Below are 15,668 nucleotides of genomic sequence, written 5' to 3' on the forward strand. Positions count from 1 at the left end.
CCATATCAAAATTAGACCAACACAGAAATGTATCAGTAAAAATTAACATAACTTATTAATTTTTATTGAAAATCTTAGCAATTTGTTGTCAAAACTCTATCCCATTACAAATGATCAGGATTTGAAGTGTTTTTGGCGGATAGACTACATAACAACTAATTTAGAGAATCCTACACGTGAGCAAATAGAGAAAATTGTTAAGGCGCGTTGGTCTATAGAAGTTTATCATCGAGAATTGAAACAAACTTGTGGTATTGAATGCTGTCAGGCACGCACGGGTCGAGCTCAAAGAAATCATATTTGCCTTGCTGTATTGGCCTGGCTTGATATGAACAAAAGGAGGATAAATGAAAACATTACTTTATATCAACAAACTTGGGAAGTTATAAAAACATCAATTCAGAACAACATTAAATGGCTTCTAACTAATACACAATTTTGCTAAGTGCGAAACTCCTGTATTTGATAAATCCAAGCTTTTGAGCTTTCCCACGGCCCAGTCCCTCTCAACTGTGATTCTACCAAGAGCTTTAGCAAGTTCATCATGTTGCTCTTGTAAATGATTTATTTGTTCTTGATATTCACTCAAAACTTTAGCTGGTTCAAAAGCTAATGCCGCATTACCTAAAAACTGTTTTTTCCAATTTTGAATTGTTTTAACACTTATTGCATATTTTGAAGCTAACTGACCAAGTGTCGACTCCTCTTTTATTAATTCTAATACTATCCCCGTTTTTTCTGAAGCACTGAAAATTTTTACTTTATTTTTCTTCATCTTTCCTCTTAAGTTTATTGCTATTTATTCTAACTTATTGCGGAAACACACTCCTTCATTTTTTTGTCCAATTTTTTCATGTATGGACCTCCTGTAGAATGCAAGAAAAAAATAACATCAATAATAAAAACAAACAAATGCAGTCATGTATCCGGCTTATAGCTGATAAATCAACCTAATTTATTCTACAGCCCTGATGGAATTCGCTGGCTTACAAACTATATACTTATCAGTCCATCGGCTTCTAAAAGAGCCACTGAAAAACGCAGTTTTTTTGTAAGCTAAGGTTTGTCTTATTTACCATCAATATTAATTATCTCAAGCATATTTCGGGTTGGAATCTCTTACATATTGTTTTGCTTTTACCTATTCATTATATAAATCACCATTTATTTTACTTATAAGTGCTATGCTACACACTCTTTAGCTACAAACTTTACTCTCTACATAATCATCTCCTGATCTTAGTACAGCAAACACCACTCTTGCCAACTTATTAGCTATGGCAACTGTCGTTTTATTATGGCTACTTCGCTCAGATAAATTAAACATCCATTTCGTAAATTGGCTAAAATCTTTTTTAGATTTCTGTTCTTCCGATGTAAATCTTATCTTGGCATTTAGTACAGCTCTAGCCCCTTGAATTAATAAAGTGCGTAAGTATACATCACCTCGCTTGCTAATTCCCAGCAGCTTATCCTTCCCACCACTTGAATGTTGTCTTGGCACTAATCCTAGCCATGCCGATAATTGCCTGCCATTCTCAAAACTTGTAGCATTACCTATTGATGCTATTAAAGCAGTAGCAGTAATTAAACCAAGACCAGGTATAGCTCTTAATCGTTGATATTGAGTTAGGTTACTTGCTATCATTGTTAATCGTTTTTCTATCTCTTTTATTTTTCTGTTATTATCTAAGAATTCTTCTTTTAGTTCACTAAATGTTTGATAACTTAACTGGCTTAATTTCCCTGCATCTAAAATCTCAATTAATTTTGTGATAACCTTATTAATGCCTTGAGGAACAATAAAACCAAACTCATGTAGTAGCCCCCTAATTTCATTAGCAAGTGCTGTACGATTTTTTACCAATCTCTCTCTTACCCTATGTATTGATAAAATTTCTTGTTGCTCTATAGTTTTAATTGCAACAAATCTCATATTAGGTCTTGTCACGGCTTCACATATAGCTAACACGGAAATGTTTCTACCACAGATTAGGAAAAACTTAGGCATTGATCAATAATTTTATGTAAACAGTTTTTAAAGTTAGTCCAGCAATATTTAATAGGATTTAGATCTGGTGAATATGTGAGTAAATACAAAAACTATGGTAAAAACCTTTTCGCGTTAGCTATATCGCTTCAGCATCTGCTTGATCATTTTTATTAGTTTTAACATATGGTTTGACAAATTGCGGTGCCATTAGTTTTACTTCATGCCCTAATTTAGTTATTTCTCTTGCCCAATAACTAGAACCACCACAAGCTTCCATCCCTACTAAACATTGTGGTAAATTAGCCATAAATGTCAAAACCTGATCTCTCATCAATTTTTTCTTTAATACTGTCTTGCCATTTTTATCTACACCATGAATTTGAAAAATTCTTTTTGCAATATCTATACCAATTGTAGTAACCTCCATATGGACCTCCTTAATTGTTGTTTTAATATGTTAAATATTAACCCTAGAAGATTAGCAACTGCTTTTCATTCTCTATATCAGGAGGTCCATACCATTAGTCCATTATAGTTGAAACAATGGAGAGCTGCACATGGTAAGGATAAGACAGTAATCTTTTTACAAAATATTCTTCCTGGCAAACAGAGTCAGTCTGATTGGACCAATATGAATCAATTGGGTATTTGTATTGGTGGGCAACCATATCCTCACTTACTATTTCATTTTATGTTGCCTTATTCATGTTGGGAAACTTTTAGCATATGCCATAGTGAAAGTTTTGATACATTAGCATCAGGGTTTGAAAAAGCTGTATGGGAGTTAGGTGGAGTTTTACCAGAGCATCGTACAGATAATTTAAGTGCAGCTACCAAGCAATGTGGTAATAGTAGACAATTTACAGAAAGATGGCAAGAATTGCTTGGTTATTACAATCAGGAGTTTCGCACTTAGCAAAGTTGCGAATCAGTTAAAAGCCATCTGATATTGTTTTGAATTGATGTTTTTATAACTTCCCAAGTTTGTTGATATAAAGTAATGTTTTCATTTATCCTCCTTTTATTCATATCAAGCCAGGCAAATACTGCAAGGCAAATATGATTTCTTTGAGCTCGGCCCGTGCGTGCCTGACAGCGTTCAATACCACAAGTTTGTTTTAATTCTCGATGATAAACCTCTATAGACCAACGTGCCTTAACAATTTTCTCTATTTGCTCACGTGTGGGATTTTCCAAGTTCGTTGTTATGTAATCAATGCGACCATTCTTTGCCACAAACTTAAATACCGTAACCCAACCGTATCCACGTAGGTGAATTTTTAGCCCCTCATCGGGTATCTCTAAACTTTCCAAGCTAACATTATGATTAACTTTTCTATTTTTCCTTAGGGTGGTAACCCATAGCCAGCCTAAATTACGTATATGTTTTAAATTCTCCAACCCGCTATACCAAGCATCCATGACTATGGCATCAGGATTGAGACCTCTTTCTTTAGCTAAAGTAAGCATATCACAAAAATGCTCATTCTTTGTTTTACCATCAGTGTCTTTATCATATATTCTATAATCTACGGGAGTAGATTGAGCAATTTTAGTATTGTAATGTAGTAAGTTTACCATTCCTATACCAGGTATAACATCATGTACAGCTCCAGAATATTGATAACGTACAAGCTCAATCTTCTGACTGTATTGCTTTGATAATAAGGTGTCATCCCCCACTAATAAACACGGTGCTTCCCAATCTATATATTTTGACACTTCCTTATAGATTTCGCTAGGACGAAAATCCTTACTCTTTAACCATCGACTTGCACTATCGTGAGATAGATCTACTGGACTCACTTCAGATAATGCCTTGCTAGTATATCTGACACTACTTGCTTGTAAAAATGATTTATATAAGTCCTTGCTACATTTTGTTCTTGTCATTTTTATCTAAAACTATTTTTCTCTAGATTAACATACTTTTTGCTAAGTGCGAAACTCCTGACAATGTTGCACCATCGCGAAATAATCCAGGCGTCAGTCATGAAAATGGTTCTGTTGAAAAGAGAGTCATGATACATTTAAGCAAGCAGTGAATCAACATCTGCTATTACGTGGATCACGTAATTTTGTTGATTTAAAAGCTTATGAATTATTCCTTACACAAATTAAAGAAAAGCGAAATAGCTGTAGAAAAGAAAAATTAGCTGAAGAATTAGTTCATTTAAAAGAGTTACCAATCAGGAAATGGAATGCACCTACAATATTATCAGTACGTGTTAATCCAAGCAGTACAGTTAGTATTTTATCTGTAGCTTATTCTGTGCCTAGTCGCTTAATAGGTTATACTTTAAAAGCTTATATTTATTCTGAAGAAATAGAGCTTTACTATGGTAACAAATGTTTACAAAAAATGTCTAGAATCAGCAATGGCTATGTTATTGATTATAGACATATTATTGATAGTTTAGTACGTAAACCTGGAGCATTTGTTCAATATCAATATTATGAAGCTTTATTCCCACGTGCTATATTTCGTCAGGTATATGACCAGCTTATCTCTATATATCCATATAAAGGGCATAAAATATATCTTAAAATATTACAATTAGCAAAAATGTATGGAGAATTGAATGTAGTTACTGCATTAGAAGTGCTATTAGAAAAGAAGATTGAGCCAATAATTGATCATATTACAGATTTACTAAATAGCCAGACTCAAACTGTTTGTTCAGTAAAAATTAATCAACCAATACTGTCTGAATATGATCAATTACATTGCTTTAAAACAATGGAGGTTGCATGAGTAAACAGATAATAACTCCGCAACCGCTAAATAATTTACTCAAGAACCTTTGCTTACCTACTTTTGCATCGTGCTATAAATCAGTTGCAGAAAGCTTTGAGCAAGAAAAGAAAACATATATAGATTATCTACAGGAGTTAGCCATACGTGAGTTAGAACATAGACAACAACAACGTATTGCCAGATTGCTGAAGCAAGCAAAACTCTCTCGAGATAAGTTATTAAGCAACTTTGATATTAAGCGTATCCCAGGATTATCGCCAACTAAGGGAAAGTTCTATAATTAATTAAGCCAGATATAATCAATTTTTAATCTCTCAGGGTTTAATTCCCCGAAGCTCTGCTTCGTGATATCATAAGAAACAACTAAAACTTTTTTAGATACCTCGTAGCTCTGCTGCGAGGAGCATCGGCTTTGTTGCATAAATAAGCTTTTGAATATACTGCCCCTGGCTTTGTTGCATAAATAAGATTTGTAGAGCAAGAGTGGTGATAATCTGGTAAGATGTCCTGAATTAAAAATAATCCAGATTATATGAGATCTCGGAAGAAAGCCCCTTTTAGTAAATCACGCAAGTATTCTAAATATAAAATAACGAATTGGTCAGAATATAATAATTTTTTACGCAATAGGGGTCGCATAGATTTTATGATTGCCAGTGATTTGGCGATTGGCTGGTATGCTGATTACAGAGAGGAAATGAAACGAGGAAGACCTAGACGCTATAGTGATCACGCTATATTACAGTGTTTGAAGATCAGATGCTTATTCGGTCTTAAGTTACGCCAAACCCAAGGCTTTATAAACTGGCTCTTTGAAATATCGGGTTTATCTATTAGATGTCCAGACTATACAACATTAAGTAAGCGTATGAAGTCATTAGATCTTAGGTATTTACATGGAAATCAAGATAAAGAATTTAGTTGTATTTCAATGGATAGTACAGGGATACAAGCCTACACAGGGAACGAATGGCTAGAAAATAAGCATGGTAAGCAATATAAGCGTCGCATATGGAAAAAGCTACATATCGTTATAGAAGATCAAGGTATGATACTTGCCGATAGTACCACAGAGCATACTATAGATGATAGATCACAGATTGGACTACTAATAGCTAATGTCAGAGCCAAGGATTTTCTGGGAGATCGAGGGTATGACGGTGAATCTACATATCAATTGTTGAGAAAGAAGAAGATAAAACCAGTTATTAGACCCCCAAACTCTTCAGTAAAAGTTCAATCGCTTAGGGATAAAACTGAGAGAGATGCAGCTGTTATATATCAACAAAACAAAGGATACCAAGCATGGAGGGTAAAGAATAATTATGGTAGAAGGGAGCGTGTAGAGAACACGTTCTTTCGATTTAAAACTTCTTTTGGTAGTAAGTTTCTATCAAGACATGATCAAAATATGACAAAAGAAATGTCTATTAAATGCCACTTATTAAACAAAATGTTTGAAATTGGTAAACCTATCTCTGTGCCTGTTGGCTAGGCTAGCATTGCGGGGTTAGGGGCAGTATATTCAAAAGCTTATTTATGCAACAAAGCCATTCTGACTTAGTACTGTTTTTAAATCTACTCCACCTTCTATCAGCAAATCTATTGCTTCATTTATTTTTTTATTCTTCTCTATTTGCATTTCTGTTACCTATATTTTTAATTACTTCTAATATAGGCTCAACAAAAATTTACACAATCATTGCAAAAGACTCACCCAATGAGGTATGGGAAGAAAATATAAATCTGGCTTAATTAATACTGGAATTTACCAACTACCATTCCTCGCATTCTCAGTTTCAGCTCTATCATACTTGCTATAACCTAAATGTTCTGACATCTCAGCATGCAGTGCTCGCTCTAAAATACCCTTGGTTAATTCCTTAATTAATCCATTCTGACTTAGTACTGTTTTTAAATCTACTCCACCTTCTATCAGCAAATCTATTGCTTCATTTATTTTTTTATTCTTCTCTATTTGCATTTCTGTTACCTATATTTTTAATTACTTCTAATATAGGCTCAACAAAAATTTACACAATCATTGCAAAAGACTCAAATTTATAGTGTCTGTAAGATCAAATCTTAACTTCTACATTTAAATCGAAAGAACGTGTTCTCTACACGCTCCCTTCTACCATAATTATTCTTTACCCTCCATGCTTGGTATCCTTTGTTTTGTTGATATATAACAGCTGCATCTCTCTCAGTTTTATCCCTAAGCGATTGAACTTTTACTGAAGAGTTTGGGGGTCTAATAACTGGTTTTATCTTCTTCTTTCTCAACAATTGATATGTAGATTCACCGTCATACCCTCGATCTCCCAGAAAATCCTTGGCTCTGACATTAGCTATTAGTAGTCCAATCTGTGATCTATCATCTATAGTATGCTCTGTGGTACTATCGGCAAGTATCATACCTTGATCTTCTATAACGATATGTAGCTTTTTCCATATGCGACGCTTATATTGCTTACCATGCTTATTTTCTAGCCATTCGTTCCCTGTGTAGGCTTGTATCCCTGTACTATCCATTGAAATACAACTAAATTCTTTATCTTGATTTCCATGTAAATACCTAAGATCTAATGACTTCATACGCTTACTTAATGTTGTATAGTCTGGACATCTAATAGATAAACCCGATATTTCAAAGAGCCAGTTTATAAAGCCTTGGGTTTGGCGTAACTTAAGACCGAATAAGCATCTGATCTTCAAACACTGTAATATAGCGTGATCACTATAGCGTCTAGGTCTTCCTCGTTTCATTTCCTCTCTGTAATCAGCATACCAGCCAATCGCCAAATCACTGGCAATCATAAAATCTATGCGACCCCTATTGCGTAAAAAATTATTATATTCTGACCAATTCGTTATTTTATATTTAGAATACTTGCGTGATTTACTAAAAGGGGCTTTCTTCCGAGATCTCATATAATCTGGATTATTTTTAATTCAGGACATCTTACCAGATTATCACCACTCTTGCTCTACAAATCTTATTTATGCAACAAAGCCAGTGTCGACTCCTCTTTTATTAATTCTAATACTATCCCCGTTTTTTCTGAAGCACTGAAAATTTTTACTTTATTTTTCTTCATCTTTCCTCTTAAGTTTATTGCTATTTATTCTAACTTATTGCGGAAACACACTCCTTCATTTTTTTGTCCAATTTTTTCATGTATGGACCTCCTGTAGAATGCAAGAAAAAAATAACATCAATAATAAAAACAAACAAATGCAGTCATGTATCCGGCTTATAGCTGATAAATCAACCTAATTTATTCTACAGCCCTGATGGAATTCGCTGGCTTACAAACTATATACTTATCAGTCCATCGGCTTCTAAAAGAGCCACTGAAAAACGCAGTTTTTTTGTAAGCTAAGGTTTGTCTTATTTACCATCAGTCCATTATAGATGATAGATCACAGATTGGACTACTAATAGCTAATGTCAGAGCCAAGGATTTTCTGGGAGATCGAGGGTATGACGGTGAATCTACATATCAATTGTTGAGAAAGAAGAAGATAAAACCAGTTATTAGACCCCCAAACTCTTCAGTAAAAGTTCAATCGCTTAGGGATAAAACTGAGAGAGATGCAGCTGTTATATATCAACAAAACAAAGGATACCAAGCATGGAGGGTAAAGAATAATTATGGTAGAAGGGAGCGTGTAGAGAACACGTTCTTTCGATTTAAAACTTCTTTTGGTAGTAAGTTTCTATCAAGACATGATCAAAATATGACAAAAGAAATGTCTATTAAATGCCACTTATTAAACAAAATGTTTGAAATTGGTAAACCTATCTCTGTGCCTGTTGGCTAGGCTAGCATTGCGGGGTTAGGGGCAGTATATTCAAAAGCTTATTTATGCAACAAAGCCGAGCATCATTACCTATCTTTATCATCATACACTCCCCAGAGGTCTTTTTTAAGTACCCAACCAGTGTAATTTTTGCAGGTAATTTGGCAAAACTGTTCTTTGCATTTTTTTAAGCCACAGCGAACTTTTGGCATTAATTTTGCTATTACTCTACTCTTTATATTTGCATATTTAAGTAATTCGATCTCTTGATCAGCAATAATAATTACTGATCTTCTACCTGATAAGACGCTTGAATGTATCCAACCACTTTCGCCATGAATATCACGTACTTGTCGCCACTGTTCATATTCGGCAATTATTTCTACTGGTTCACCTTTTTTAACAAAAACCCACTCTATTGCTGCTTTCGTAGTGGGACCGCTTCGTGCATTAACTTCATTAGATTTTATTGAAACAAATCTTGGAATGGATAACTGTTTATTATCGGCATTAATTGTTGTTGATAGTATTATTGCAATTAAAGCAATGAGAATCTTAATCATTATACTCTACTTCCGATAAGCTCTCCTCTTTCTTTGCTACTATATAATTACCAAGCCTAAATTGTACTTTTATTCTATTAATTTCTTGCTCACTAATACCTATGAATTTTAAAACCGTACCACCAATTTGAAGACCTGTTTCATAACTTTCAGGGATAATAGTTGTTGCTCCTAAATCATAGAACTCTCTAGAATTTTTAAGGCTTTTTAGCCTCACGATAACTTGCATATCAGGATAGTTAGCGGTAACTGTTTTAAGCGATTTCTTTATAGTTACTTGATTATTCATAGTAAGTATGATAGCAAGAGCCCTATCTGTACCAAGGGCTTTTAGAGTATCTGCCTGTGATACATCACCTTTAAAAACTGGAAAACCGTCTGTTAACCCTTCCTTAACTCTATCTTCGTCTAAATCTAATATTACATAGCTTGTCCCTTCAGCTTCTAGAACCCTTGCGACCATTTTACCGATATTACCAAGCCCCGCAATAATAATATGATTTGTTAAATCTCTTGCCCCAAGTTCTATAATTTGCGTTGGGGTCTTGCCGAGACCTTTATCGACTTTTTCAGCAATTTTTCGTCCTAATGCTGCAAGTAGCGGCGTAAGTGCCATAGTAAAGGTAACAACAAGCAATAATATGTTAGCACTACTTTCTTCTAAAACACCACTTTCTTTACCTAAGCTAAATAATATGAAAGCAAATTCTCCGCCCTGCGATAATAAAAGCCCTGAATAAAAAGCAACACCTTTATTAAACCCAAATAAAATACAAAAAGCTGTTATTATTAAGGTTTTAATACCTATTAAAGCAATAGATAAAATAAGGATATGAGATAGTTTTTCATACATTTCAAGTGCGTCGATATTCATACCGACAGTCATGAAGAATAGCCCTAAGAACAAACTTTTGAAAGGGTAAATACTCTCTTCTGCTTGTAGTCTAAATTCAGTTTCAGCAACTAATACTCCAGCAACAAAAGCTCCAAGTGCTAGCGATAAGCCGAAAGTTTCAGTAGCCCAAGCAGCAGAAAGCACTATTAACAAAGTCATTGAAATAGGTAGCTCATTAGTACTATTACTTTCGGAAGATATGAATGAAAATATTGGACGAAGTAAAACACGACCCACAACAAATATAGTAAGTAAAGCAGCAATGGCTTTTAAAAATGCAATACCAAGTGCTATTGCAAGAGAAGCCTGACTATTACCGCTAAGCAGTGGTACTATTACAAGTAATGGTACTACAGCCAAATCTTGGAGCAGCAGAATTGCTAAAGAAATTCTACCGATTTGTGTTGATTGGCTACGGTTTTCCTCAATGACCTGCATAACAAGGGCTGTAGATGAAAGTGCAAGTCCGCCTCCGGTAATAATAGCAGCACTACTATTGCCGTCTATAAGCACCATCGCACCGGCAATTACTATGGTGGTTGTTAGAACTTGTAAAGTACCAAGCCCAAAAACATACCGTCTCATAGCTTTTAATCGCTCGAAAGATAGCTCAAGCCCTATCGCAAATAATAGAAATACTACACCAAGTTCGCCGAGTAACTTAGTCTGGTCATATGTTACAATTTTTAGACCATGATCACCAATTGCAGCTCCAGCAATTAGATAGCCAAGTACCGGACTTAACTTAAATCGCTTAAGTATAGCCACGATAAAGACTGCAGTACCAAGTAAAATTATAACATTAGTAAGTATGTGATCGTTCATTTAAAAATATTTATTTTTTCCAAATTTCTTCAAGTTTAAAATGTGTTCTTGCTTCAGGATAAAAGATATTAACCAAAATAGTACCTGCGTCTATTAGTACCCACTCTGATTTACCAAGCCCCTCTATATTAGTGCTTATACCGGCTTTATTTTTTAACTCTAATGCCACATATTCAGCTATTGCTCCAACATTCTTAGTTGACCTGCCGTTAGCAAATATAATATAATCAGCTATCTTATTGTTACCACTCAAGTCAATTACATCGATATCTTCTGCTTTCTTTTTTCATATTACTGTAATATATTATTTTAGTATTAATTATATTCGCAAGAATCATTATTATCAATAGAACTCTATAGATAATATAGTAATTAATAACGTATGTATTATATAGGAATTAATAAAATAATGGCAATATCTGCAGAAGAATTAGAAAAAATACTTAAAAAATCTTTTCCAAATGGTGTAATTAAAATTACCGATTTAGTAGGTGATCAAGACCATTATGCATTAGAATTATCAGATATACAGTTTAATGGACTTACTTTAATTAATCAACATAAACTAGTAAAAAATGCTCTATCTGAGGTATTAAATAAAAAACTCCATGCAATTACGATAAAAACCATTGCAATTTAATAATCAGTACTAAGAACGCTAATTTAGGATAAGGGATAGATAGAAAGCTTATAGATAAAGGGTTTAAATGATGCTCCTCGCAGCAGAGCTACGAGGTATCTATCCAAAAAGCTTTAACTGTTTTTGTTGAAATGCTTTATAAGAAGGTTTGCCTGAACCTCGATTCTGTACATAATTACGTAATTTCTGCTCATCACCATGTTTACCGGCTTTGTTGCATAAATAAGCTTTTGAATATACTGCCCCTAACCCCGCAATGCTAGCCTAGCCAACAGGCACAGAGACAGGTTTACCAATTTCAAACATTTTGTTTAATAAGTGGCATTTAATAGACATTTCTTTTGTCATATTTTGATCATGTCTTGATAGAAACTTACTACCAAAAGAAGTTTTAAATCGAAAGAACGTGTTCTCTACACGCTCCCTTCTACCATAATTATTCTTTACCCTCCATGCTTGGTATCCTTTGTTTTGTTGATATATAACAGCTGCATCTCTCTCAGTTTTATCCCTAAGCGATTGAACTTTTACTGAAGAGTTTGGGGGTCTAATAACTGGTTTTATCTTCTTCTTTCTCAACAATTGATATGTAGATTCACCGTCATACCCTCGATCTCCCAGAAAATCCTTGGCTCTGACATTAGCTATTAGTAGTCCAATCTGTGATCTATCATCTATAGTATGCTCTGTGGTACTATCGGCAAGTATCATACCTTGATCTTCTATAACGATATGTAGCTTTTTCCATATGCGACGCTTATATTGCTTACCATGCTTATTTTCTAGCCATTCGTTCCCTGTGTAGGCTTGTATCCCTGTACTATCCATTGAAATACAACTAAATTCTTTATCTTGATTTCCATGTAAATACCTAAGATCTAATGACTTCATACGCTTACTTAATGTTGTATAGTCTGGACATCTAATAGATAAACCCGATATTTCAAAGAGCCAGTTTATAAAGCCTTGGGTTTGGCGTAACTTAAGACCGAATAAGCATCTGATCTTCAAACACTGTAATATAGCGTGATCACTATAGCGTCTAGGTCTTCCTCGTTTCATTTCCTCTCTGTAATCAGCATACCAGCCAATCGCCAAATCACTGGCAATCATAAAATCTATGCGACCCCTATTGCGTAAAAAATTATTATATTCTGACCAATTCGTTATTTTATATTTAGAATACTTGCGTGATTTACTAAAAGGGGCTTTCTTCCGAGATCTCATATAATCTGGATTATTTTTAATTCAGGACATCTTACCAGATTATCACCACTCTTGCTCTACAAATCTTATTTATGCAACAAAGCCTTGAGCATTAGCCTTGACATCTTTAGTAGATTTTGGATTAGCAGTTTTTTGCAGCAAGGAGTTTCTATCTATGACTACTACTTGTTTTTGTGGTAGCTGAGGTAGAATAGTTTGCAGCGGCATTTTAAGCTTTAATGTAGATCTTGCAGTTTGCATTGTATTCTACTTTCTAATCCTTTAGTTTGTTGATTTCAGTGATAGATAAACCAGTAACCTTGGAAATAAAATCAGGATCAGAGTCAGCTGCAAGCATATTTTTTGCCACTTCATATTTTCCTTTAGCTTCTCCGAGCTGCATGCCTTTAGCTTCTCCGATCTGCATGCCTTGGACCATTCCTTTTTGAACGCCCTCATCAATATATTTATCAGCAATAGTTCTCATAAGTCCCTCTTGATCTGCTTTATTTAGATGTGTTGCTATGATGCTTGCTAGCTTTGCTTGTTTATCTTCAGATACCTTAGCATCACTATACCATAATAACCATTTAATGTAAATGTAGCCATTTTCCTTATCTATTTCAATACTACTTTTAAATCTTTCAAGTAGACTTTGCCATAGATTTAAGATATCACGAGCTTTGATATGTTTGAGCATATATTCCATCATACCAAGATGCTTCTTTTGCTCTATCTCATTATCACTTTGTTGTTGTAAGTCTACAAGTAAATACTCGCCGCCCATCAATTCCTTAGCAGTCTTGCTATCTTCAAATAATTCCCAAAAGCTCCTTGGAGCATTATAAGGCTTATCATTTGCATATACTACGACAGGACATATTAAAGGAAGCTTATTATCTTTTTCTTTTGCACTATTACTATTATTTTTATGTGCGTCCTTATGCCTTTCGCATAACAAAATCATATATTGCCACAGTCTAAAGGCAATCCAGTAATCGCTACTAGATTGATGCTCTATAAGCACGTATATGTACGCTTTGTCATTATGGACACTTTTTTCAGCATTACTATCTTTAATATTATCATTTTTTAAAGAAACAGAGTACACGACATCGCTGAGTCTCTTTCTTAAGTCTTCAGTAACAAAACTTTCCTTTTCTATTTTGACACTACTTAGATTAATCTTGTTCTTGAATGACACTGGCAAATAATGCTCTAGAAACTCACGAGCAGCTACAGGCTCGCTCATGACCTTTTTAAATAGTTCGTCATGCCTTGGGTGCTCGGAAGCACTATTATCGCCAGTATCATTAGCATTGCTATTTGTACTTAAGTCTGTTTGCTGTTGCCTCTGATTAAGTTCTTCGTTAGTCATGCTTGCAAATCCTTATAATCTTATAGTCATTGTATGTTCTAACTCTCTTTCTAGGCGTAGCTCTTTAACTTCTGCCTTTACCTTTGCAAAGGTGCTAGATATTTGCTTTTCATCTACAAAGCTAGGTATATTATTTTGCATCTCATGTTTCATATATTTAAGCGGACATGTATATTTCTTAAGTCCGACCATTACATGCTCATCATCTAATAACTGCTTAATATTCTCATTATGATGATCCATATAATGTTTCTCACATGTTTTACTTAAATTCTTAAGCACGTTTCGACTATCATTAGAGTTAAATTGATTTACTATCTCTTGGTCATTTAATATACCATGTTTTTGTGCGTATACTACCATATTATGCATATTTGTAATTAGCTGTTCTTGCTCCACAGTCTTAGCATTTGAGATAGCAGATAATATACTGCTATCATACTGCTCTGCATATTTAAGCTTGCCATCAAGAGACTTAAAACCTGAATTCTGGATTAATCTAGGTTTGGAAGTAAGTATTTACAAGGGATAGAAGATACTCTATATAATTTTTAGCAAAAAAACAAGAGTATCCCCATGAAGAAAGATATTACTGCATTATTTTGTTTTGTCGATGATTTTTGTAAAATTAGCGAGCAGTGGATTAATAAATCATTTCTACCATTAATTAATAAAAACCCTACAAGAAAGCCTGAAATAAGCTATTCTGAGCTGTTAACAATAGTGCTTTTATACCATCAATCACCTTGTAAAAACTTTAAATATTTTTATATGTCCTATCTACAATTATATAGTCCGTCCGCCAAAACTCTACAAGCCTTATAGATAATATGGTTTTAAGACAAGAAGTAATACAACAATCCGTAAGAAAATGATAAAATATGGTCATAAACCTTATGGATTTCAGTCAATGCCAATAGACAACATTATCAAATCGCAAGAACAAGGGAAACTGTTTGGTTATAAATTAAAAGAAGAATTAAACCCAAATAATAAGCTATATAAACTAAACAACCCTCAGCTATAAGCTGAGGGGTTATAAAGTGGAATCGATTAGAAATCGATCATCATTTACTGGCTCACCTTCTTGTTCATCAATATACTGCTGTATCATTTCGTCAGTAATATTACCTGAACTCACCGCCATATATCCTCTAGCCCAAAAATGATTACCCCAAAATTGTTTCCTTAAATGAGCAAATTCTTGCAATAATATTCTTGAGCTACTCCCTTTTAGATATTGTACAAGCTTACTTAAAGCCACTTGAGGACGGTATGAAATAAATATATGAACATGATCACAAGATACTTTACCTGAAATTATATATGCTTCATGTTCCATGCAAATTTGCCTTAATAAATCCCTGACTCTCTCAGTTACTTTTCCTACCAATGCTCTTTTTCTATACTTTGGTATCCATATAATATGTACTTTTAAATCATACTGGCTATGACTATTTTTTCTATAACTTCTCATATCTTTTTATCAATTCGTTGCTAAAGCAACTTCATTATATCTTCCCTTCGCCTGAAGGCGAGGGATTTTTTATCCCCGTAGGGGGACATTAAGAGAATTAATAAATTGGTCTAGGCTCGAAGAGTG

General features: G+C 34.2%; 17 protein-coding genes and 5 pseudogenes. 9 read left to right on the forward strand and 13 right to left on the reverse strand.

From position 1 onward, the window contains the following. Nucleotides 1-64 precede the first annotated feature (64 nt). Complete coding sequence (locus AAHI98_RS01110; protein ID WP_458693689.1) at nucleotides 65-445, forward strand: transposase; 381 nt, start codon at nucleotides 65-67, stop codon at nucleotides 443-445. Here AAHI98_RS01110 and AAHI98_RS01115 read toward each other — a convergent pair. From AAHI98_RS01115 to AAHI98_RS01125, 3 genes and pseudogenes are all read right to left on the reverse strand, one after another. Continuing rightward, on the reverse strand, nucleotides 422-775 hold the full coding sequence (locus tag AAHI98_RS01115; protein WP_342224777.1) for a helix-turn-helix domain-containing protein: 354 nt from the start codon (nucleotides 773-775) through the stop codon (nucleotides 422-424). The genes AAHI98_RS01110 and AAHI98_RS01115 overlap by 24 nt on opposite strands. Nucleotides 776-1,198: 423 nt before the next feature. Continuing rightward, nucleotides 1,199-1,966, reverse strand: a pseudogene (locus AAHI98_RS01120) (IS110 family RNA-guided transposase); the annotation flags it as partial. A gap of 166 nt (nucleotides 1,967-2,132) precedes the next feature. Further along, nucleotides 2,133-2,420 (reverse strand): annotated as a pseudogene (locus AAHI98_RS01125) (IS110 family transposase); the annotation flags it as partial. A 108-nt stretch (nucleotides 2,421-2,528) separates the two neighbouring features. Between AAHI98_RS01125 and AAHI98_RS01130 the strand changes: the two are divergent. Beyond that, the gene (locus AAHI98_RS01130; RefSeq protein WP_342224779.1) at nucleotides 2,529-2,909 is read left to right on the forward strand and encodes a hypothetical protein; all 381 of its coding nucleotides are present in this window, start codon (nucleotides 2,529-2,531) and stop codon (nucleotides 2,907-2,909) included. On the opposite strand, the gene AAHI98_RS01135 is transcribed toward AAHI98_RS01130, so the two are convergent. Next, the gene (locus tag AAHI98_RS01135) at nucleotides 2,906-3,886 is read right to left on the reverse strand and encodes an IS701 family transposase (protein ID WP_342224659.1); all 981 of its coding nucleotides are present in this window, start codon (nucleotides 3,884-3,886) and stop codon (nucleotides 2,906-2,908) included. The two genes, AAHI98_RS01130 and AAHI98_RS01135, sit on opposite strands and share 4 nt — an antisense overlap. 148 nt (nucleotides 3,887-4,034) lie before the next feature. Here AAHI98_RS01135 and AAHI98_RS01140 point away from each other — a divergent pair, with 148 nt between their 5' ends. The 3 genes from AAHI98_RS01140 to AAHI98_RS01150 all read left to right on the forward strand — a co-directional run bounded on the left by AAHI98_RS01140 (nucleotide 4,035) and on the right by AAHI98_RS01150 (nucleotide 6,246). After that, a complete protein-coding gene (locus AAHI98_RS01140) occupies nucleotides 4,035-4,748 on the forward strand; it encodes a Mu transposase domain-containing protein (protein WP_342224780.1) in 714 nt (237 codons plus the stop codon). Further along, the gene (locus tag AAHI98_RS01145; protein WP_342224781.1) at nucleotides 4,745-5,035 is read left to right on the forward strand and encodes an ATP-binding protein; all 291 of its coding nucleotides are present in this window, start codon (nucleotides 4,745-4,747) and stop codon (nucleotides 5,033-5,035) included. The genes AAHI98_RS01140 and AAHI98_RS01145 overlap by 4 nt, the downstream gene beginning before the upstream one ends. A 248-nt stretch (nucleotides 5,036-5,283) precedes the next feature. Next, a complete protein-coding gene (locus AAHI98_RS01150; protein ID WP_342224734.1) occupies nucleotides 5,284-6,246 on the forward strand; it encodes an IS5 family transposase in 963 nt (320 codons plus the stop codon). 276 nt (nucleotides 6,247-6,522) lie between these two features. Here AAHI98_RS01150 and AAHI98_RS01155 read toward each other — a convergent pair. Together AAHI98_RS01155 and AAHI98_RS01160 are read right to left on the reverse strand one after the other, a co-directional pair. Then, nucleotides 6,523-6,735 (reverse strand): annotated as a pseudogene (locus AAHI98_RS01155) (transposase); the annotation flags it as partial. A gap of 101 nt (nucleotides 6,736-6,836) precedes the next feature. After that, nucleotides 6,837-7,685, reverse strand: coding sequence for an IS5 family transposase (locus AAHI98_RS01160; RefSeq protein WP_342224773.1), 849 nt, complete (start codon nucleotides 7,683-7,685; stop codon nucleotides 6,837-6,839). Between the two features lie 510 nt (nucleotides 7,686-8,195). Here AAHI98_RS01160 and AAHI98_RS01165 point away from each other — a divergent pair. Beyond that, entirely contained in the window at nucleotides 8,196-8,579 is a 384-nt protein-coding gene (locus tag AAHI98_RS01165; protein ID WP_342224812.1) for a transposase, read from the forward strand. A 65-nt stretch (nucleotides 8,580-8,644) separates the two neighbouring features. Here AAHI98_RS01165 and AAHI98_RS01170 read toward each other — a convergent pair whose 3' ends face one another. The 3 genes and pseudogenes from AAHI98_RS01170 to rsfS all read right to left on the reverse strand — a co-directional run. Beyond that, nucleotides 8,645-9,121: an SH3 domain-containing protein gene (locus tag AAHI98_RS01170; RefSeq protein WP_342224782.1), complete on the reverse strand. Its 477-nt coding sequence runs from the start codon at nucleotides 9,119-9,121 to the stop codon at nucleotides 8,645-8,647. Continuing rightward, nucleotides 9,114-10,841: a monovalent cation:proton antiporter-2 (CPA2) family protein gene (locus AAHI98_RS01175; protein ID WP_342224783.1), complete on the reverse strand. Its 1,728-nt coding sequence runs from the start codon at nucleotides 10,839-10,841 to the stop codon at nucleotides 9,114-9,116. The genes AAHI98_RS01170 and AAHI98_RS01175 overlap by 8 nt, the downstream gene beginning before the upstream one ends. Nucleotides 10,842-10,851: 10 nt before the next feature. After that, nucleotides 10,852-11,127: pseudogene (gene rsfS / locus AAHI98_RS01180) on the reverse strand (ribosome silencing factor); the annotation flags it as partial. 123 nt (nucleotides 11,128-11,250) lie between these two features. Between rsfS and AAHI98_RS01185 the strand changes: the two are divergent. After that, entirely contained in the window at nucleotides 11,251-11,481 is a 231-nt protein-coding gene (locus AAHI98_RS01185) for a BolA family transcriptional regulator (protein WP_342224784.1), read from the forward strand. 264 nt (nucleotides 11,482-11,745) lie between these two features. Here AAHI98_RS01185 and AAHI98_RS01190 read toward each other — a convergent pair whose 3' ends face one another. The 3 genes from AAHI98_RS01190 to AAHI98_RS01200 form a co-directional block, all read right to left on the reverse strand. Further along, nucleotides 11,746-12,708 carry an IS5 family transposase gene (locus AAHI98_RS01190; RefSeq protein ID WP_342224785.1) on the reverse strand — a complete coding sequence of 321 codons (963 nt, stop codon included), beginning with the start codon at nucleotides 12,706-12,708 and terminating at the stop codon, nucleotides 11,746-11,748. A gap of 253 nt (nucleotides 12,709-12,961) precedes the next feature. After that, nucleotides 12,962-14,065: an Rpn family recombination-promoting nuclease/putative transposase gene (locus AAHI98_RS01195; protein WP_342224786.1), complete on the reverse strand. Its 1,104-nt coding sequence runs from the start codon at nucleotides 14,063-14,065 to the stop codon at nucleotides 12,962-12,964. A 12-nt stretch (nucleotides 14,066-14,077) separates the two neighbouring features. Continuing rightward, the gene (locus AAHI98_RS01200; RefSeq protein ID WP_342224787.1) at nucleotides 14,078-14,464 is read right to left on the reverse strand and encodes a hypothetical protein; all 387 of its coding nucleotides are present in this window, start codon (nucleotides 14,462-14,464) and stop codon (nucleotides 14,078-14,080) included. Between the two features lie 177 nt (nucleotides 14,465-14,641). Here AAHI98_RS01200 and AAHI98_RS18380 point away from each other — a divergent pair. Further along, a pseudogene (locus tag AAHI98_RS18380) lies at nucleotides 14,642-14,878 on the forward strand (IS982 family transposase); the annotation flags it as partial. A gap of 58 nt (nucleotides 14,879-14,936) precedes the next feature. Next, nucleotides 14,937-15,092 carry a hypothetical protein gene (locus tag AAHI98_RS01210; RefSeq protein ID WP_342224788.1) on the forward strand — a complete coding sequence of 52 codons (156 nt, stop codon included), beginning with the start codon at nucleotides 14,937-14,939 and terminating at the stop codon, nucleotides 15,090-15,092. Between the two features lie 9 nt (nucleotides 15,093-15,101). On the opposite strand, the gene tnpA is transcribed toward AAHI98_RS01210, so the two are convergent. After that, nucleotides 15,102-15,542 carry an IS200/IS605 family transposase gene (gene tnpA, locus AAHI98_RS01215; protein ID WP_342224764.1) on the reverse strand — a complete coding sequence of 147 codons (441 nt, stop codon included), beginning with the start codon at nucleotides 15,540-15,542 and terminating at the stop codon, nucleotides 15,102-15,104. Between the last annotated feature and the right edge of the window lie 126 nt (nucleotides 15,543-15,668).

Origin of the sequence: Rickettsia endosymbiont of Urophora cardui (assembly GCF_964030725.1) — a bacterium.
Taxonomy (GTDB): Bacteria; Pseudomonadota; Alphaproteobacteria; order Rickettsiales; family Rickettsiaceae; genus Rickettsia.